The sequence below is a fragment of the Loktanella sp. DSM 29012 genome (assembly GCF_900110705.1).
Classification (GTDB): domain Bacteria; phylum Pseudomonadota; class Alphaproteobacteria; order Rhodobacterales; family Rhodobacteraceae; genus Loktanella; species Loktanella gaetbuli.
The window spans coordinates 7,501-25,812 of sequence record NZ_FOEJ01000001.1; the positions used below are offsets into that span (position 1 = coordinate 7,501).

21 protein-coding genes (1 of these 21 only partly in view) are annotated in these 18,312 nt (G+C 61.9%); 3 read left to right on the top strand and 18 right to left on the bottom strand.

All coding sequences use genetic code 11. From position 1 onward, the window contains the following. A protein-coding gene (gene msrP / locus BMX27_RS00040) for a protein-methionine-sulfoxide reductase catalytic subunit MsrP (protein WP_090157912.1) crosses the window boundary here: on the bottom strand, positions 1-294 show its 5' end (the start). Its footprint begins 609 nt before the window's first position; the window shows 294 of its 903 coding nt (coding positions 1-294); it begins with the start codon at positions 292-294; its stop codon lies off the left edge, out of view. Between the two features lie 293 nt (positions 295-587). On the opposite strand from msrP, the gene BMX27_RS00045 reads away from it, so the two are divergent. Continuing rightward, entirely contained in the window at positions 588-1,070 is a 483-nt protein-coding gene (locus BMX27_RS00045) for a fasciclin domain-containing protein (protein WP_090157913.1), read from the top strand. A gap of 67 nt (positions 1,071-1,137) precedes the next feature. On the opposite strand, the gene BMX27_RS00050 is transcribed toward BMX27_RS00045, so the two are convergent. From BMX27_RS00050 to BMX27_RS00060, 3 genes are all read right to left on the bottom strand, one after another. Next, entirely contained in the window at positions 1,138-1,869 is a 732-nt protein-coding gene (locus BMX27_RS00050) for a M48 family metallopeptidase (RefSeq protein WP_090157914.1), read from the bottom strand. A 124-nt stretch (positions 1,870-1,993) separates the two neighbouring features. After that, positions 1,994-4,597 (bottom strand): ATP-dependent chaperone ClpB, encoded by a 2,604-nt coding sequence (gene clpB, locus BMX27_RS00055; RefSeq protein ID WP_090157915.1) that lies wholly within the window; start codon positions 4,595-4,597, stop codon positions 1,994-1,996. Between the two features lie 186 nt (positions 4,598-4,783). Then, positions 4,784-5,563 carry a hypothetical protein gene (locus BMX27_RS00060; RefSeq protein ID WP_143056765.1) on the bottom strand — a complete coding sequence of 260 codons (780 nt, stop codon included), beginning with the start codon at positions 5,561-5,563 and terminating at the stop codon, positions 4,784-4,786. Between the two features lie 149 nt (positions 5,564-5,712). Between BMX27_RS00060 and pyrF the strand changes: the two genes are divergently transcribed. Both pyrF and BMX27_RS00070 read left to right on the top strand, forming a co-directional pair. After that, positions 5,713-6,435: an orotidine-5'-phosphate decarboxylase gene (gene pyrF / locus BMX27_RS00065; protein ID WP_090157917.1), complete on the top strand. Its 723-nt coding sequence runs from the start codon at positions 5,713-5,715 to the stop codon at positions 6,433-6,435. A gap of 107 nt (positions 6,436-6,542) precedes the next feature. Next, complete coding sequence (locus BMX27_RS00070) at positions 6,543-6,755, top strand: orotidine 5'-phosphate decarboxylase (RefSeq protein WP_090157918.1); 213 nt, start codon at positions 6,543-6,545, stop codon at positions 6,753-6,755. Positions 6,756-6,867: 112 nt separating this feature from the next. Here BMX27_RS00070 and BMX27_RS00075 read toward each other — a convergent pair whose 3' ends face one another. The 14 genes from BMX27_RS00075 to BMX27_RS00140 form a co-directional block, all read right to left on the bottom strand. After that, positions 6,868-7,137 (bottom strand): hypothetical protein, encoded by a 270-nt coding sequence (locus tag BMX27_RS00075; RefSeq protein WP_090157919.1) that lies wholly within the window; start codon positions 7,135-7,137, stop codon positions 6,868-6,870. Next, on the bottom strand, positions 7,137-8,027 hold the full coding sequence (locus BMX27_RS00080; protein WP_090157920.1) for an SPFH domain-containing protein: 891 nt from the start codon (positions 8,025-8,027) through the stop codon (positions 7,137-7,139). The genes BMX27_RS00075 and BMX27_RS00080 overlap by 1 nt, the downstream gene beginning before the upstream one ends. Positions 8,028-8,318: 291 nt before the next feature. Continuing rightward, complete coding sequence (pufX, locus tag BMX27_RS00085) at positions 8,319-8,561, bottom strand: RC-LH1 core complex protein PufX (protein ID WP_090157921.1); 243 nt, start codon at positions 8,559-8,561, stop codon at positions 8,319-8,321. Positions 8,562-8,573: 12 nt separating this feature from the next. Beyond that, positions 8,574-9,503 carry a photosynthetic reaction center subunit M gene (gene pufM, locus BMX27_RS00090; protein WP_090157922.1) on the bottom strand — a complete coding sequence of 310 codons (930 nt, stop codon included), beginning with the start codon at positions 9,501-9,503 and terminating at the stop codon, positions 8,574-8,576. 13 nt (positions 9,504-9,516) lie between these two features. Continuing rightward, the gene (gene pufL / locus BMX27_RS00095; RefSeq protein ID WP_090157923.1) at positions 9,517-10,350 is read right to left on the bottom strand and encodes a photosynthetic reaction center subunit L; all 834 of its coding nucleotides are present in this window, start codon (positions 10,348-10,350) and stop codon (positions 9,517-9,519) included. Positions 10,351-10,445: 95 nt separating this feature from the next. After that, a complete protein-coding gene (gene pufA, locus BMX27_RS00100) occupies positions 10,446-10,613 on the bottom strand; it encodes a light-harvesting antenna LH1, alpha subunit (RefSeq protein WP_056029170.1) in 168 nt (55 codons plus the stop codon). 12 nt (positions 10,614-10,625) lie between these two features. Further along, a complete protein-coding gene (gene pufB / locus BMX27_RS00105; RefSeq protein WP_056029173.1) occupies positions 10,626-10,784 on the bottom strand; it encodes a light-harvesting antenna LH1, beta subunit in 159 nt (52 codons plus the stop codon). Between the two features lie 108 nt (positions 10,785-10,892). Beyond that, complete coding sequence (pufQ, locus tag BMX27_RS00110; protein ID WP_056029176.1) at positions 10,893-11,114, bottom strand: cytochrome PufQ; 222 nt, start codon at positions 11,112-11,114, stop codon at positions 10,893-10,895. Then, the gene (gene bchZ / locus BMX27_RS00115; protein ID WP_090157924.1) at positions 11,111-12,562 is read right to left on the bottom strand and encodes a chlorophyllide a reductase subunit Z; all 1,452 of its coding nucleotides are present in this window, start codon (positions 12,560-12,562) and stop codon (positions 11,111-11,113) included. Before bchZ ends, pufQ begins: the two co-directional genes overlap by 4 nt. Before the next feature lie 109 nt (positions 12,563-12,671). Next, on the bottom strand, positions 12,672-14,276 hold the full coding sequence (gene bchY, locus BMX27_RS00120; RefSeq protein ID WP_256212338.1) for a chlorophyllide a reductase subunit Y: 1,605 nt from the start codon (positions 14,274-14,276) through the stop codon (positions 12,672-12,674). Then, positions 14,263-15,267, bottom strand: a complete 1,005-nt coding sequence (locus tag BMX27_RS00125) for a chlorophyllide a reductase iron protein subunit X (protein WP_090158680.1) — start codon at positions 15,265-15,267, stop codon at positions 14,263-14,265. Before BMX27_RS00125 ends, bchY begins: the two co-directional genes overlap by 14 nt. Beyond that, positions 15,264-16,199 carry a chlorophyll synthesis pathway protein BchC gene (bchC, locus tag BMX27_RS00130; protein ID WP_090158681.1) on the bottom strand — a complete coding sequence of 312 codons (936 nt, stop codon included), beginning with the start codon at positions 16,197-16,199 and terminating at the stop codon, positions 15,264-15,266. Before bchC ends, BMX27_RS00125 begins: the two co-directional genes overlap by 4 nt. Positions 16,200-16,299: 100 nt before the next feature. Further along, positions 16,300-17,427, bottom strand: a complete 1,128-nt coding sequence (locus tag BMX27_RS00135; protein WP_090157925.1) for a methyltransferase — start codon at positions 17,425-17,427, stop codon at positions 16,300-16,302. Beyond that, complete coding sequence (locus BMX27_RS00140) at positions 17,424-18,299, bottom strand: polyprenyl synthetase family protein (RefSeq protein WP_090157926.1); 876 nt, start codon at positions 18,297-18,299, stop codon at positions 17,424-17,426. Before BMX27_RS00140 ends, BMX27_RS00135 begins: the two co-directional genes overlap by 4 nt. Positions 18,300-18,312: the final 13 nt, after the last annotated feature.

Sequence of the window (18,312 nt, forward strand, 5' to 3'; positions counted from 1 at the left end):
ATATTCGCCGGGGTTGTCCACCATACCGTCGATGGTCACGGTCCAAGGGTCGATCACCATGGCACTGGCGTTCTGTACAGGATCGGTCTTGCCGGTGCCGAATTCATAAAAGTTGTTGTAGGTCGTGATGTCCTCAAAGCTGTTGGGCACCAGTGCGTCCTGCGCCCGTGCGCCGCCCGCGACGGCGATCGCACCCAGACCTGCCGTGCCCGCGATCAACTGGCGCCTGTTCAGGAACAGGGACTTTGGTGTGACGTCTGCGGGTGTCAGGTCGTTCTTCCAGCGATAGGCCATGCGGCGCTCCCTCGTTTTTTGTGTCTCTCTATATACGCATGGATTGACTGAAAGGTTTCTCACGATGCAGCCAGCCACTGAAATGCCGCACAATCAGGGGGTGAAATCGATCACGAAAACTCACGGGCGATCACACAGATGGCATTTGAAAAATAAAACTATCGCAGCTTAGTGACAGACCTAGGTCTGACCAGTGACATGCTGCCGCAGAAGGCTACGAAACTTTCGCGCGAGAGGGGCATTGGGAAGCATACAGCGCATGACGCTGTTGGATCAAACTAGGAGACGACAAAATGCTACGCCGTACCTTTATGACGACCGCCGCCCTGATGACCTTGGGCACCGGTGCGTTTGCCGCCGCCCACGCCGCTGAAAAAGACATCGTGGACACCGCTGTCGAAGCCGGCAACTTTACCACGCTGGTTGCAGCCGTTGAGGCCGCTGGCCTGGTCGAGACGCTGAAGGGCGAAGGCCCGTTCACCGTGTTTGCACCGACAGATGAGGCATTTGCCGCGCTGCCCGAAGGCACAGTCGAGGGTCTGCTGGCAGATCCCGAAGCACTGGCCGCCGTCCTGACGTATCACGTCGTGCCGGGTTCCGTGATGTCCACGGACCTGTCCGATGGCATGAACGCCACAACCGTCAACGGTGCCGATGTCACGATCACCGTGGGTGATTCCGTGATGGTCAACGACGCAACGGTCACGACCGCCGACATCGCAGCCACCAATGGCGTGATCCATGTGATCGACACCGTTATTCTGCCGCCGATGTAATCGCCGCATCAGCGACAGAGAAAGGCCCCGGCAATTGCCGGGGCCTTTTGCGTTGTTGGGCCTCGTTCTACAAATCGGCGATGATCGCCTCGATCTGCTGAATCCGCGTGTTCGGCGCGGGATGGGTCGCCAGGAACTCGGGGCTGCGACTGCTGGCACGGCTCATCTTTTCCCAAAATGTCAGGGCAGCGCGCGGGTCGTAACCCGCTGCATCCATCAACGCGATACCCAAGCGATCTGCCTCCAGCTCGTTCCGGCGCGAATAAGGCAGCAGGACACCGTATTGCACCCCCATGCCCAGGGCCGACCCGATCTGTTCGCGGCCCGCGACCTCGCGCGCACCCAATGCAGCGTCCAGCACACTCAATCCGATTTCGCTGGCCATCTGGGCCGACACTCGTTCCGCTCCGTGATTTGCCTGCAAATGCGCGATCTCGTGCCCCACGACCGCGGCCAGTTCCGCATCGGTGCTGGCAATCTGCATCATGCCTGAAAACACACCGATCCTCTTTCCCGGCAGGGCAAAGGCATTTGGTTCAGGGCTCTGAAACACCTGCCAGCGCCAACTGGAAGAATTCTCACCGGCGGCGTCCAGCAGGCGGCGCGTCACACGATCAAGCCGGTTCTGATAGGCCGCGTTGTTCGACACCGGGACCTGCTGCTGGATCGCATTCCATTCCTGCAATCCCATCTGCGCGACCTGTTGTTCGGACACCAGTGTCGGTCCGTCATCGCAGGCCACAAGGCCGAGTGCCGCGATGCTGGCGAAAATCGTGCTGCGAATGGTCATGATGCGCATGCTGTGCCTCCGTTGGACATGATTGCGTTTCAACACATTGCACCATGACGCGGTTCCCCGCCATCACGCCGTCACGGCCCCGCACAAGAAAAGGGGGCGGGCATCGGCCCGCCCCCGTCCGTGTTCAGTGGACGATTTCAGGTTTGGGCAGCCGGGTCGCACTGACCCTGTCGCCCACGATCAAACCATCGGCACCGGCGCTGATCTGGACGGTATCCCCGTCACGCACATCACCACCCAGAATCATTTCGGCCAGATGATCCTGAATGGCCCGCTGGATCACGCGCTTCAACGGGCGCGCGCCGAACACGGGATCATAGCCTTCGTCGGCCAGCCACTGCCGCGCCGCCGCATCGAGGTCGAGCGTGATGTTGCGGCTTTCCAGACGGCGCTCCAACCGCCGCAACTGGATATCGACGATCCCGCCCATGTCGTCGCGGCTGAGCCGGTCAAATATGACGGTGTCATCCAGCCGGTTCAGGAATTCGGGCCGGAAATGCGCCTGCACCGCTTGCATCACATCACGCTTGGCCGCCGCGGAATCCGCACCCTCTGGCAATTGGCTCAGCGCTTGCGACCCAAGGTTCGAGGTCAGGATGATCAGGGTCTGCTTGAAATCCACGCGCCGCCCCTGCCCGTCGGTCAGAATACCGTCATCCAACACCTGCAACAGGACGTTGAACACGTCGGGGTGTGCCTTTTCGACCTCGTCGAACAGCACGACCTGATAGGGTCTGCGCCGCACCGCCTCGGTCAGCACGCCACCTTCGTCGTAGCCGACATAGCCCGGAGGCGCGCCGATCAGGCGGGACACGGCGTGTTTCTCCATGAATTCACTCATGTCGATACGCACCATCGCGTTGTCATCGTCGAACAGATAATCCGCTAGGGATTTCGTCAGTTCGGTCTTGCCGACGCCGGTTGGCCCCAGGAACAGGAACGACCCCAGCGGCCGCGCCTCGTCGTTCAAACCCGCGCGTGCGCGGCGCACGGCGTTAGACACCGCGCGCACGGCAAACTCTTGTCCGATGACGCGGGCACCCAGCGCCTCTTCCATGCGCAGCAGCTTGTCACGTTCGCCTTCCAACATCTTGGACGTGGGAATACCGGTCCAGCGCTCGACGACCTCGGCGATCTGTTCAGGGCGTACGGCATCCTCGACCACCTGATCGTCACCGTCGGTTTCCGCCAGCTTGCGTTCCAGCTGCGGGATTACGCCATAGGACAGCTCTCCGGCTTTGGCGAGGTTGCCCTCGCGCTTGGCGATGTCCAGCTCGGCGCGGGCGCGATCGAGCTGCTCCTTGACCTCGCGCGCGCCCTCCAGCTTGTCACGCTCGGCCTGCCAGGCAGCCGTCATTTCCGAAGCGCGTTCCTGCAATTCGGCAAGATCCTTTTCCAGCCGTGCCAGCCGTTCCTTGGACGCCGCGTCGTCTTCCTTGCGCAGGGCCTCCTGCTCGATCTGCTTTTGCATGATGTCGCGATCCAGCGCGTCCAGCGCCTCTGGCTTGCTGTCCACTTCCATCCGCAGGCGGCTGGCGGCCTCGTCCATCAGGTCGATCGCCTTGTCGGGCAGGAACCGGTCGGTGATGTAGCGGTGCGATAGCGTGGCAGCAGCGACCAATGCGGCATCGGCGATCCGCACGCCGTGGTGCAGCTCGTACTTTTCCTTGATCCCACGCAGAATGCTGATGGTATCCACAACGGTCGGCTCCTCGACCATGATCGGCTGGAACCGCCGTGCGAGGGCCGCATCCTTTTCGACATACTTGCGGTATTCGTTCAACGTCGTCGCACCCACGCAATGCAGCTCGCCACGCGCAAGCGCCGGCTTGATCAGGTTGGCCGCGTCCATCGCACCATCCGATTTGCCCGCCCCCACCAGCGTGTGCATTTCGTCGATGAACAGGATCACCTCGCCTGCGGCGGCCTCGATTTCCTTGAGGATCGCCTTCAGTCGTTCTTCGAACTCGCCGCGATATTTTGCACCGGCAATCAGCGCCCCCATGTCCAGCGCCATCAGGCGCTTGTTGCGCAGACTTTCCGGCACATCGCCATCGACGATGCGCAGGGCAAGACCCTCTGCGATCGCGGTTTTGCCGGTGCCCGGTTCGCCGATCAGCACAGGGTTGTTCTTGGTCCGGCGCGACAGCACCTGCATCGCGCGGCGGATTTCCTCGTCCCGGCCAATGATCGGGTCGATTTTCCCTTCGCGGGCGGCTTCTGTCAGGTCGCGGGCGTATTTGTTCAGGGCGTCATAGCCATCTTCGGCGCTCGCGCTGTCGGCCGTGCGCCCCTTGCGCACGTCGTTGATCGCGCTGTTCAGGCCCATGGCCGTCACCTTGCCGGCGTCCAGCGCATCCTTGGCCTTGGATTTGACCACCGCCAGCGCCGTCAGAATGCGTTCGACAGGAACAAAGCTGTCACCGGCCTTGGACGCCAGCTTTTCGGCCTCGTCCAGCACCTTGGCCGTCAAGGTATCGACGTAGATCTGGCCACTGCCGCCAGTGACGCTTGGCAGTTTGGCTACGGCGGCATCGACGGCAGCACGCACGACCGCAGCATCGCCAGCGGCCTTGGTAATCAGGTTATTCGCCAACCCCTGTTCGTCGTCCATGACGGCTTTCAACAGGTGTTCGGGCAAGACGCGCTGGTGATCTTCGCGCATAGCGATGGTCTGGGCGGCCTGTATGAAACCGCGCGACCGTTCCGTGAATTTTTCGAGGTTCATGTCATCTCTCCTGTAAAGCACCCTGTCTCGGCGCCCGCTTTGCGGCACGCCCGTTCTGGGCCTCAGAATAGAAATGGGTGGGGTCAGCAGGTGTTGCAAGTCTGCCGCAGTCGATTTCTACGCGCCTCAAACGCAAAACGCGGCCCGCAAACGGGCCCGCGTTTCGTCAGGTCATCAAGACCCAGATCAGTTGTTGGTCAGCGGATCGCCGTCAGCACCTTCGGGACCGGAAGGAGTCGGAAAGAACGGTGCAGCACCACCGTCCGGATCAGGACCGCCTGCGGCACCCTGATCGGGATCGACAACCTCGTCGATGACCAGACCGCTTTCGGTCGTGACGCTTTCGTCGCCCTCCACCTCTGCAGGCGCATCCTCGGTAGCGGCCTCTGTATCGTCACCCGTGGGGGCCTCGGCTGCCGTGTCAGATGTCGGGGACGTTGTGGCATCGGTATCTTCAGGTGTGACGGCATTGCCGCTTTGCTCTTCGACGGCAGCATCGGGGTCAGGTGCGCCTTCACCGACGGTGTCACCATCGGTTGCCTCTTCCACAGCCTCGGATTCGGCGTTGTCGCTGGCCTCTTCCTCTGCGGGAGCAGCTTCTTCCTCGGCAGGCGCAGCTTCTTCCTCACCCGGAGCAGCCTCTTCCTCAGCCGGTGCAGCTTCTTCCTCTGCCGGAGCAGCCTCTTCCTCAGCCGGAGCGGACTCTTCCTCAGCCGGAGCGGCTTCTTCCTCAGCCGGTGCGGCCTCTTCGGTCATGTCTTCTGCTGCGGGCTCTTCCATGGCGTCATCAGCCGTGGCCGGTTCGGCCTCTTCGGCAACATCGACCTGCGGGCCGGACCCTACGGCCTCTCCGACATGCGGCGCAGTCGCCGCGATGGCGATCGCGATCAGCGCGGCTGCACCAACGCCGAGACCGACAATCATGAAAAACGGGTTGCCGGACATACCGCCAGTTGAATTCGCCATCTGTGTCTCATCCTTCATCTTTCGCCGGTTCCGGCGCGTTCATCTATAAATAGGGTTTCACGGGATGTGGTCAATTCAGACCGGCCTGTCACATTGCCCTTTTTCGGTTCCTTCCCTAAACGACATTTACCCGCGAAAAGGAAGCTGCCATGTCCCTGCCCGCCGATGACCGCCTGATTGTCGCCCTTGATGTGCCCAATGTAATTGCGGGGCTGGAACTGGCACAGACCCTCGGGGATGCGGTTTCATTCTACAAGATCGGGCTGGGCATGTTGACCGGTGGCGGCCTCGCGTTGGCTAACGAACTCAAGCAGGACCAAGGCAAACGCATCTTTCTGGACATGAAGCTGTTCGACATCGGTGCCACAGTCGAGGCTGCGGTGCGGGGTTTTGCCCAGTTCGATATCGATTTCCTGACGGTCCACGGCGATCCGCATGTGGTGCGCGCTGCCAAACAGGGGGCCGCTGGCAGTGATCTGAAAATCCTTGCCGTGACGATCCTGACTTCGCTGGACCGCGCCGATCTGGACGCGTCCATGATCCGCGACGGCGCGGTACCGGATCTGGTGGTCGAACGTGCAGGCCGCGCCTTTGACGCCGGCGCTGACGGCATCATCGCATCCCCCCAAGAGGCCGCCGCAATCCGCGCCCTGCCCGAATCGCAAGGCCGCCTGATCGTCACACCGGGGGTGCGTCCATCGGGTGCTGCATTGGGGGACCAGAAACGCGTTGCTACACCTCAAAGCGCCATACAGGACGGGGCTGACCACATCGTTGTCGGGCGCCCGATCTGGCAAGACAAGGACCCCAAATCAGCCGCGCAATCGATTCTCGCACAGATGAACGCGGCCCACAGCCATCAGGCGATGTAAACGTTTTTTATACGAGCCCGGAACTTTTTTCGCCGACGGCTCGTTACTCTTGCAACAGTCAGGGCCAAGCAACGGAATTCGCTGGCCTTTTGAGCAGGAGTAACACGATGACACAGATCAACCTCGGTTCCGTCAGCTACAACGCCACCGCCGGCGCATTCGAAGCACGCGTCGACATTCGCCGCGCAGGTCAGACGTTCCGCTACCCCTGTCAGGTTGCCGGCCCGATGACGATGGACATGGAACGCGTCAAATCCGGTCTTGCACGCCACGCATTGCGCATGTCCGACAGCGGATCAAATCTGCTGTCCCACGTCTGAATACCATCCCTTCCGAAGGTTCGGCTGCGATCCCTGCCTCTGTCCCAAGAGTGATCGCACCCCTTGGCCGACCTTTTACTGTGGGCCCGTCACATTTGGCGGGCCCATTTTTTCAGTCGTTGATATCGCGATCCCAGACCTTGGGTTTGGACCCTGGAAGTCCAAAGACCCGGCGCATCGCCAGATAGGCCAGCAATGACAGGACCGCGAAAATCACAAGTACCCAAGCCAGCGCGTTGATCGGCGCAACCAGCAGGATCAGCCCAAGCGCTGCTGCGCCAGCGGCAAACCCCAAAAAGATGTAGCCCGGCACCATCACCTCGAGCGTGGCAAGTGCCAGCGCCGCCGACATCCAGACCCACCAGACGGACCACAGCGCCATCAGACCTTGCCCCGCAGCATTTTGAACGCGTTGCCGAATGCCTCGACCGCGTCGGCGGGCAGGATGATGGTCTGCTTGCCCGGCCCGGACCCCAGCTTGTTCAGCGCCTCGACCTGTTTCAGCGCGACCTGGTACTGCGCCGCTTCCAGTCCGTTTTCCGCAATCGCGACCGCCACCACCTGGGTTGCATAGGCTTCGGCGTCGGCCAGAACGCGGCGGGCCTTGGCCTCTTGTTCTGCGGCATAGAGGTCGGCATCGGCCTGCAATTCGACTGACCGCTTCTTGCCCTCGGCCTCGGTCACCTGGGCGCGGCGGGCGCGTTCGGCGTTCAGCTGCTGCAACATCGCAGCACGGGTCGCGGCATCCAGATTGACGTCCAGAATTTCGGCGCGCGTCACCTCGATCCCCCAGTCATCGACCTGCTGGGCCAGTTGTTCGCGCACGGCGGCAATCACGCTGGACCGGTTGGATTGCACCTGATCCAGTTCCATCCGGCCGACCTCTGACCGGACGATGCCTGCGACCGTGGTGCCGATGGCGCCGTCTACGTCGCGGATACGGTACACCGTCTTTTCGGGTTCGATGATGCGGTAGAACACGCTGGTTTCAACCTGCACCAACACGTTGTCCGATGTGATCGCGTCCTGCTGCATCGTGGGCAACTGACGTTCCAGAATGCTGACCTGATGTTTGACCCGGTCCAGAAAGGGAATGATGAAATTGATCCCCGGCCCCAACACCGCCCGCAGGCGGCCCAGCCGTTCGACAACGAATTTTTCGGACTGCGGCACGATCCGGACACCCGCAAGGATGCAGACGATCAAAAAGATCGCGAGCAGGATCAGAACCAGATTGTCAGCCAAAAATTGCAAAAACACGTCCTCGGCCATGATCGCCTCCTGATTGCTGCGACAGAGCTATGTTAGCACGGGATGCGTTGCAATGATCCAGTTTGACCCATCGCGGTCGTTTTTGCGCCGCGCGCAAAGCATTTGACCAAATCGCGGACAGGGTAGAGACTAAAGAACGCCGCCGGACCTGGGTCCGACGACGTTCAGCCCTGTAGCCAACAGGACGGGAACAGGTGCCGCAGCCGGGAAGCGAGGCACCCACCGGACCGACTGCAAACAGTCGACCGATCCCTATGCCCCGGCGCACGACGCGCGCCGGGGAAACGCTTATCAGACCCGTTTCAGGTCCGTGATGGACATGTCCCACGACAGCGGCGTGGGGTCGGGTTGCTGCCTGCTCTCTTCGGGCAGGGCGCGTCCGACCAGCGCGATGATTGCGATCACCGCCCAGATCGACAGAACCACGATCGCGGCATAGCCTGCCCCCTTGAGCATCAGCATCAGCACGTCACCAGCCAGCCGGGACTTGTTGCTGACGCCCAGCAAGTTGGTCGAAGTTTCGTCGCTATTCATATCGCACGCTCCTTAGTTGACTGGCGCATAGCCGTGGATCTGTGCCCAGGCGAACCAATTGTCGACAACCGTGCCGGTCAGCAGGATCCCGATGCCGCCGGTCAGCGGTGTCAGGACAGCGAACCACCAGGCCCAGCGGTGAATGCCTTCCATCGTGGCGTTGAACCCCATGGTCCAGCGCCAGAACAAGGCGGCGCGTTCCGTTGCCGTGCCGCGGTCCACGATCTGTTCCAGCTCTCGGTCGCCGCCGAAACGGCTGACCGCCAGAATGGTTGCGCCATGCATCGCGAACAGCAGGGCAGAGCCATAAAGGAACGCGATCGAAAGCGCGTGGAACGGATTGTAGAACAGGTTTCCGTAGGTGATCGAAAACAGATTGGTCCAATCGAGGTGGCTGAACACGCCGTAGGGGACGCCTTCGGACCAGCTGCCCATGGCAATCGGACGAAAGAAGTTCAGCACAAAGATCAGCCACAACAGCGCGGCAAAGGCCCAGCTGACGTGATGGCCCATCCCCAGCGCCGTGGCGCGGGTATAGGTGCGGATCCACCATGCGATGCAGCCCACCCCAAAGAAGAAGCTGGAAATCAGCCACCAGCCACCTTCGTCCAGCGGGGCAAAGCCCAGACCGTAATCGGCTGGCGGCGGGTCCAGCGACAGCCAGAACAGATCGCGCAAGAAGATCCCCGGCGAATAATCCGCCTGATCCCAGAACGCCATGCCGATGATAAAGAACCACGCAGCAAATCCGATGACCGCGACCAGACCGTATGGTCCCAGATGCACCGGACCGATCTGGGCGTTGCCGAAAATACCCGCCAGTGTCGAAAAGCCCGCCTTCTTGGACCGTTCGAAATCGGTGGTCAGGTCGCCTTCGCTGACGCCCATTTCGGGAGGACCCTGAACCTGGACGGCCGTAAAGATGTTTTGATACTCAGGCATGTCTCATTCCTCCTTACAGGTTCACCCACCAGGGCAGTTCGTAATACCAGTCCCACCAGACGATCCATTCCTCGAACCAGATGGTGCCGGAAATCACGATGCAGACGGCTGACCAAAAACCGGCCATCAGCGCCAGGAACAGACCCAGACGGTGGATGCCCAGCGGCCCGATCGAATAACCGATGAGATCGCGGAAATAGGTGTCTTCGTGATCAGGCGAACGCACGACATCGCCTTTGCGGGCCGGGTTCATGGCCGACAGGATCAGCGATCCGTGCAACGCCAGCGCCAGTGCCGTGATCCAGAAGAAACTGATCGCGACCATGTGGGCGGGGTTATAGTGGAAGTTGCCGTAGGCGTATCCCACGTTGTTGACCCAATCGAGGTGGCTGAAGATGCCGTAGGGAAATCCGTGACCCCAGGCGCCCATAAGGACGGGGCGGATGATGACCAGTGTGACATAGGCGAAAATCGCGACGCCGAATGCGAACGGCACGTGATAACCGATGCCCAGCTTGCGGCAGATTTCGACCTCTCGCATCATCCAGCCGACAAAGGCGAAGACGGCGCAGATGGTGATGATTTGCCACAACCCGCCTTCCAGCAGTGGCGCGGCCCCAAGGCCCACCTCCAGGCTGGGTGGATTGATGGAAATCAACCACGGGTTCCAGGTCGGTCCCTGACTCGCACCGTAGAAAATCAGAATTGTGCCCAAGGCCGAAAAGAAGAAGGTCACGACCCCGAAGAAGCCGACATAAAACGGCCCCACCCAGAAATCGAACAGGTCTCCTCCGACAAGCGTCCCGCCGCGGACGCGGTATTTTCGCTCGAAGCTGAGTTGCGCCATTATGCGTCCCCTCGTTGCGTGACGCGGCCCCCATGGCCGTATCGTTTGTTGTTTACCGAGGGCGGGTCACCCCGCCCTCGGCGAAGTTTCAATGCTTATTCAGCGGCCATTTCGCTACCGAATGCACGGTTGAACCAGTTCGTCTCCGGATTGCTCAGCAGGACGAGGTGAATCATCGCTGCCAGCAGAAAAAGGAAGACGCCCTGTGCCACGAAAACGCGGCGCGGATCGAAAATGAGCCAGATCTTGTAGAACTGTGCCATGATAGGTCTCCTTTAGCTCCAGTTGAACCAGGGCAGTTTGATGTACGTCAGTACGTGAGCGACGACTGCGACCGCGGTAAAGATCGCAAATCCGCTCATGTAGACTGTGTGCAGCTCCTGCGCTTGCTCGTCTGTCAGACCTGTAAAGGACAGGTCAGTTTTATCAGCCATCGTTAGTCTCCAACTTTGAACTGACGCCGCGCACCCCGGCGGCCGGGTCTTACGAGGGCTCCTCCCTCGTGGTATCCGCAAGTCCGGGGACCGGCGAAATTCGAAACGCTAGGCACTGAAGATGTGCGGCGTGATGATACGGGCCTGGCTCCAGGCGCTGGCGATGGGGCCCTTTTCGGGCAGCTCCATCCGGCGCGCGGCCTTCAGCACCCAGGTCAATAGCGACAGCGGCAGCGTCGCCGCAAAGATCAGCGCGAAATACGCATAATACTCGCGCTTGGGCGGTGCCGTGCGATCGCGGACCATCTGGTTTGTGGTGAAGTCAGTCATGTCTGTCCTCCTGATTGAAGCGCCGCCACGGTGGTCAGCACCACGCGGTCGTCCCCGTTGTCGCGGGCCGATTTTTCAGCGGCGTCGCGCAATGATTTGGCCGCCGAGATCCGGGTCAGGATCGGATGGCTGGCCACGATTTCATCCAGACGCGCCTGCGCGTCGGCATCCCACGGCAACTGCCGTGTGGTGGTCGGTGTCGCCGGGCCCGCGTCCATGTCGGACCCCAGCGGCAAAATGTGGAACAGGGCATCGAACAGCCCGTTGCAAACCTCTTGCAGCAGATAGGTCGCACCGGCGTAGCCCATGAAAGGCGTGCCGGTATGCCGGCGGATCGCGGCCCCGGGAAAGCTGGCGGGAATAAAGGCGGGTGCGGGTCCGAACCCGGCCTTCATTTCGGCCATGTACATTTTTTCGTTGATCGACCCCATCACGATCAGTGGACGTTTGGTGTGCATCATGTGCCGCACCTCGTCGTTGTTCGTTTTCTTGCCGCGCACACGGGACACCGCAAAAGCGCAGGGAAATCCCAAATCGGTTTCCAGGTAATTGCGGATGCCGCGGGTGTAGGTTTCGTTCGCGACCACGGCGAATTCGCATGTCGCGAAAAAGTCCTGCGTGACCGACCGCCACAGATCCCAGATCGGTTTCAGCGTGGAATGCTTTTCCTGCTCAATAAATGGTTCAGGGTCGAGGCCCAGCAAACCACCCAAAGTGCGCAGAAATTTCGTCGTCTGTTCGATCCCCATGGGGGCTTGCAGATACGGCTTGCCCAGCACCTCGCATAGCCCGCGACCAAATTCACGATACATGCAGATGTTGACGTCGGCATTCACCAGATTGCGCATCTCGGCCAGATGGCTGCCCAGCGGCATGACCATGTTGACGTCAGCGCCGATGCCTTCGACCAGACGCCGGATTTCAGCCAGGTCTGACGGCATGTTGAACGTGCCATACATCGGCCCAAGGATGTTGACCCGCGGGGCCGCACCCTCTTCGCGCTTTTTCTCGGGGGGCATACGCCCCTTGGTCTGGCCGAATTCGGTAAACAGCCATGTCATCGCACGGTCAGCCGATTCCCATTGATCCTCGTCGATGGTTCGCGGCAGGAAACGCTGAATATTGGTGCCCTGCGGCGTGACACCGCCACCGATCATCTCGGCAATCGACCCGGTCACGACAACGGCGGGCAGTGCGGGATCCAACACCTGCCAGGCGCGCTTCATCGCCTCTTCGGTGCCTTCGCCCATTTCGGTTTCACCTAGGCCGGTGACGACAATCGGCAGCTCGTGCGGCGGCAATCCGTCGGTGTAATGCAGAACAGAGGTCACAGGCAGGTTTTCGCAACCCACGGGACCGTCAATGACAACCTGCAAACCCTTGGTGGCGCAAAACGCATAGACAGCACCCCAGTACCCGCCGGCCCGGTCGTGATCGGTGACTAGCATGGCGCAGCCCTCCGCATCATCTTGCCCGAAATACTCCGGGGTCCGGGGCAGCGCCCCGAAAGGGGTGGGTGGGCGGGCCTACCCACCACATATGACCGGGATGCAGACATCATATCATCTGCTCCGCTTTGGTAGCGCGGGCCTGCTTATCCAGCTTTTTCTGGTGCTGTGCGCGGAAATCGGGGCGCAGGTTGGGTGCGCCCTCCCAGACACCAGCCGTATCGCCATGGCCCACACCCTCGAAAAAGCCCTTCATCTTGGCCATCCGATCGGTATTGCCCATCGCGGCGGTGACGACCTGTTGCAGGCTGCCCGCACCGGCAGGCCCCATCAGGGGCCGGGCGGAAATAAGATTGGTGAAATACAGCGCCGGGATGCCTAGCTCCTTGGCCTTTTGCACGACCGGCGTCGTACCGATCGCGAGGTCAGGACGGACACCTTCCATTGCAGCCAGATCATCCTCGAGGCTCGCGCGGAATTTGACTTTGACGCCCTTCGCTTCCAGCCAGGCGGCATCATCGGCAGACCAAGGCGTCTTGGGGCAAGCCGTGCCCACATAGGGCACATGCGCGCCGCTTTCGATCAGCAGCCGCGCGACCAGCAATTCAGATCCTTCGTATCCCGACACCGTGATCGTGCCCTTGACCTGCGCGCCGGACAGCGCACCCTTGATCGCGGGCAAAAATGCGTTTTGCGCCGCTGCAACCTTGTCGGCAGCGATCCCGTAGGCGTCGCCGATACCGGCCAGCCAGGCGGCGGTGCCATCCATCCCGACCGGTGCAGAACCGACGACCTTGCGGCCGGCCGCCTGAAACTCGCGCACGCTTGCGGTGTAGAATGGATGGATCGCCGCCGCGACACCGCAATCCAGCGCGGCATATAGCTCGCGCCATTCACGTGTCGGGACGGTCGGACCGGCGGACAGGCCCATCGGGGCCAGCATGGCACCAATCATCATCGGATCGGCGGGGAACATCTCACCCAAGAGGGCGACGGCGGGCAGATCCGACGCCGCGCGATCCGGTCGCGCGACGGGTCCGGCCTCCGCCTCGGCACGGGCATAGTTCAGCATGGCCCCTGCGAGAACGTCCTTTGCCTCGGCGTGGGTGGGGATGCCGAAACCGGGCACATCGATCCCGATGATGCGCACGCCGTTGATGTCCTTAGGCAGCAACCGCAGCGGTACGCCGGAGGCAGTCGGCACGCAGAGGTTCGTCACCACGATCGCGTCGTAGCGATCAGGATCGGCCATGTCGTGAACGCTTTCGCGGATGTCCTCGAACAGCTTGCCCGTGACCAGCGATTCGGAATTGAAAGGCACGTAACCGACAGACCGGCGCGCGCCGTAGAAATGCGACACGAACGTCAGTCCGTAGACGCAGCAGGCAGAACCCGACAGGACGGTTGCCACGCGTTTCATTCGCAAACCGACACGCAGTGACCCGAATGCAGGGCACATCGACTGCGGCTGATCGTGTGGCCCCTTGGGGTAATCGACGGCATATTGGTCGAGGATATCAGATTGGCCCGCATTGCGCGCGGCGGTGTCCAGTTCGGATTTCGATGCGCATAGGCCTGCGTCAGCAGGGGGCTCTGCCCCCGATGCTATCGCATCTCCCCCGGGATATTTTTGACCAGAAGAAGCCGGGGCCTCGGTCACCATGACCGTGCCGGAGGCGTCCTTGCTGACATGAAATCCCTCACGCATCGTCATAGATGACCTCGAGGCTGTCCTTGATGGCACCGTGCTTGCCGCGCATGTCCGTGTCGGTTGCGGGCACCAATTCATAATCGCCGCCCGTGTCCTTGCTGTCGAACAGGGCCAGAAGGCCGTCCTGATCCAGCGGCGTCGGGCGGACGGGGGGCGCGATGCCGACGGCCTCTGCTAGGCCCTCGAACATTGGACCCCACTGCGATTTATGCGTGCCGACGATCTGGTAGTTCGCCGATTTCTTTCGCAAGTCATCGTCCTGCGGGATTGCCGACAGCACCGGGATATCGACGGCCTTCGCAAAGGCTTGCGCCTCACCGGTGCCATCGTCCTTGTTGATCACAAGGCCCGCGACACCGACGTTGCCGCCCATCTTGCGGAAATATTCCACGGCGGAGCAGACGTTGTTCGCCACATACAGAGATTGCAGGTCGTTTGACGCAACCAGAATGACCTTTTGCGCCATGTCCCGCGCGATGGGCAGGCCAAAGCCGCCGCAGACCACGTCGCCAAGAAAATCGAGCAGGACGTAATCAAAATCCCAATCGTGAAAGCCCAGCTTCTCCAAGAGCTCGAACCCGTGGATGATCCCGCGACCGCCACAGCCGCGACCGACCTCTGGCCCGCCGAGTTCCATCGCGAACACGCCGCCGCGTTTGAAGCAGACGTCGCCGATCTTGACCTCTTCGCCGGCCAGTTTCTTCTTGGAGGAGGTTTCGATGATCGTGGGACAGGCCTTGCCGCCGAACAGCAAAGATGTGGTGTCGGATTTGGGATCGCAGCCGATCAGCAGCACACGTTTGCCCATTTCGGCCATCATGTGCGACAGGTTCGCGAGCGTGAAGGATTTGCCGATGCCACCCTTGCCGTAGATCGCGATGATCTGCGTTTTGGACGTGGGTTCCCCCTGAGGCACCTCGAGCGTGGCCTCTGAGTTGGCCTCGTCGCGCAGGGTGCGATCGTAATCCTTGAGGTTCGGGATTTCGTCTTTCATGCGGCGTTCCAATCGAGGATCATTTTGAGACAAGCGGTATCGGTAAAGGCTGTTTGATAGGCCTCTGCCGCGTTACGCGCCGGGCGCGTGTGGGTGATGAGGCCGGACAGGTTCAAAAGTCCGCCCTCGACCAGATCGCGGGTGGCGACCATGTCGGAGGCCTGCCATTCGGCGGCGATGCGGATGCGGGCTTCGCGCATGAAGGCCGGAGCAAAGGCGAACTGGATCGGATCGGTGTAGAACCCGGCCAGCGTGATCTCGCCCCCTTTGGCCAGACGGCCAATAAGGTCCGGCAGCAGGCTGGCCTGGCCAGACGCGTCGTAGATCGCGTTGTAATCGCGGCGCTGATCGGTGGCGGGATCAATGACATCGTACCCCTGCGCACCACCGCGCCGCGCCGGATCGATTTCCCAGACTGTCGGGGCCAGGGCACCAGACAGCACAGTCAGACGGGCCAGCAGGCGACCCAAGGTGCCGTGTCCCACAATGAGGTCAGGTGCGGATTTACCAGGGCCCGTCATCGCATGATAGGCGGTCGCGGCGAGGGCCAGCAAGGCACCAGCGGGCCCGTGTCCTGCGTCCATTTCCGTCACCCGCGCAGCAGGTGTGACCAGCGTTGCTGCGGACGCCCCGAACAGACCATGCGCGTCGCGGTAGCAGGTGGCACCGGGGACAAAGACGGTTGCACCGACAGCCACTGACGGGTCATGCGATTCGACGACCTCGCCGGTCGCCTCGTAGCCGGGCACCAGCGGGTAGCCCATGCCGGGAAACGGCGGCATCGCCCCGGACCAGAACAGCTTTTCGGTTCCTGTGGAAATACCCGAATGGCGCACAGCCACAACAACATCCCCCGCAGACGGCGGCGTCAAAGCCACCGATTCGACGCCGATGCGGCGCGGTTCATGCAAGAGGATGGCGTCAGTATTCACGAAGCTTTCCCACGTTTCCCACACAGTCGTTGCGACCCCGGGGCAACTGTCACTTTAACCTGACGCGACGTTGTGTCAACCCAGTTAGACATTATATGTGTCAACTTTGATTTACACCTGTCACGACGCTCGTGACGAAGGGCCGCGCTGATCGCGGTATCCGGACATCCCCGAAACCGGCCTGCATCAAGAGGGCGGACACCTGTGCCGGTGACCGCGCAGCACCCGTGCGCATCGCCTGACAATAGAGTGCAAAATAGGCATCTCCTGCACGCGTCGGACGCGCGCCGCCCGTCATGGGTTCTGACACGATGATGCGTCCGCCCCGCGGCAGTGCCGCCCGGACCGCCCGCAAAAGCGCCAGGACCGTATCATCCGCATGGTCGTAGAGCACCCGCACGAGGGTGATGACGTCCGCGCCCTCAGGCAGCGGATCGTCGCGGAATGATCCGGCATGGATAATCGTGCGCGCCGACAGCCCGGCCTGTGCGAATCTCTGGCGGGCGGCGGGCACGACGGCAGGCAGATCAAACAGCATCAGCTGCGGCGCAGCGTGCCGCACACCGACTGCCGCCAGAAACGCACCCGTGCCACCGCCGATGTCCATGATGCAGCGCGCGCGCCCCAAATCGACGGCATCCAGCGTGTCCTGTGCCACCAGCGACTGACTGTCCGCCATCAGCTGTGAATAGGTCTGCGCCACGGCAGGGTCAGCAACACCGCCCGCTCCAAAGACATAGGGCCAGAAATCCGCGAGTTCTGTCGTCACCTCATCGCGAAAAAAGGCAACCGGGTCCGACAGATCCCTGTACAGGACGTCGTGGTGCGCGATCATCTGCTGCAACCCCGGCACACCGGCCAGCGCAGCCCCCCGCGTCGTCAGTTGCCACAGGCCGCGCCTCTGCCGCAGCAGGCCCAGACTGGCAGCGCCATTCAGCAAAAGCGTCATGTTGCGCAGCGGGACCGAGGCACGTTGAGCCAGCGCCGCCGTCGGTGACGGGGCGTCGAGCAATTGCGCCGGTATGTCGAAACGTACAAAGGCCTGCAAAATCTGACTGTGGCAAAACCCGGCCACCAGATCGAACATCGCCTCGCCTTCGCGCCGGACGAGGCGACGCAGCAGTGGAATGCGGGCACAGCGCGCCTGAAACGCAGGATCAGCCATCAGACGGGTCCAGCGCGAGGTCCGCACACCCAGTCGCGCAGGCCGGTCGTCGATTGCCGTCATTCGCCGGGCACGGGTTGTCTGGCGACCGCAGGCACCAACCGGTCGGCATAGGCGCGCACCATGCCGGCAAGCGCCGCTTCTCCGGGGCAGGCCGGGATCGACGCGATGGCACCGCCCAGAACATCGTCGAACCGCGCCACGGCCCCACGGACCCCAAGCGCCGCAACGGCGTTTGGTCGCCCGTGCAGATCGTCCTGACCAGCAGGCTTGCCCAGATCAGAGGCGCTACACAGCGCGTCGCGTAGATCGTCGGCAACCTGAAACGCCTCGCCGATGCGGTCGCCCAACTCTTCCCATGGCTCGGCCTCCTGGCCTGCCGCGATGGCACCCATCGTCGTGGCCGCAATGAACAGCGCACCCGTCTTGGACCGGTGATAGGCCGCGAGATCGATGGTTTCCTCGCTCTCCCAACCTTGTCCTGCACAGATACCGTCCGGCATGCCGGTGCGCGTCGCCAGTGAGTCGATCAGCGCAACAGCACGCGCGGGGTGCTGTGCCGCTGCGCGGGCGAGGGTTTGGAACCCCATCACGATCAGGCTGTCACCCGCCAGGACCGCCAGCGGTTCGGAATAGGCGCGATGGACCGACGGCTTGCCCCGCCGGGTATCGGCGTCGTCAAAACAAGGCAGGTCGTCATGCACGAGGCTGGCGCAGTGGATCAGCTCCAGCGCCGCGGCGGCTGCATCGGCAAGCGGCGGCGCATCATCGCCACAGGCACGCGCGACGGACAGCAAAATCGTGGGCCGAATGCGGGCACCACCCGGCGCAGTTGCGTAATCCAGCGCCGCAGCAAGCCGCGTCGGTGCCAGTCCGCCCTGCCCGGTTGCGATGGCCCGCTGAATGGCGGTTTCGATCCGTTGGGTCAGTGGCATTGGACGCACTCCG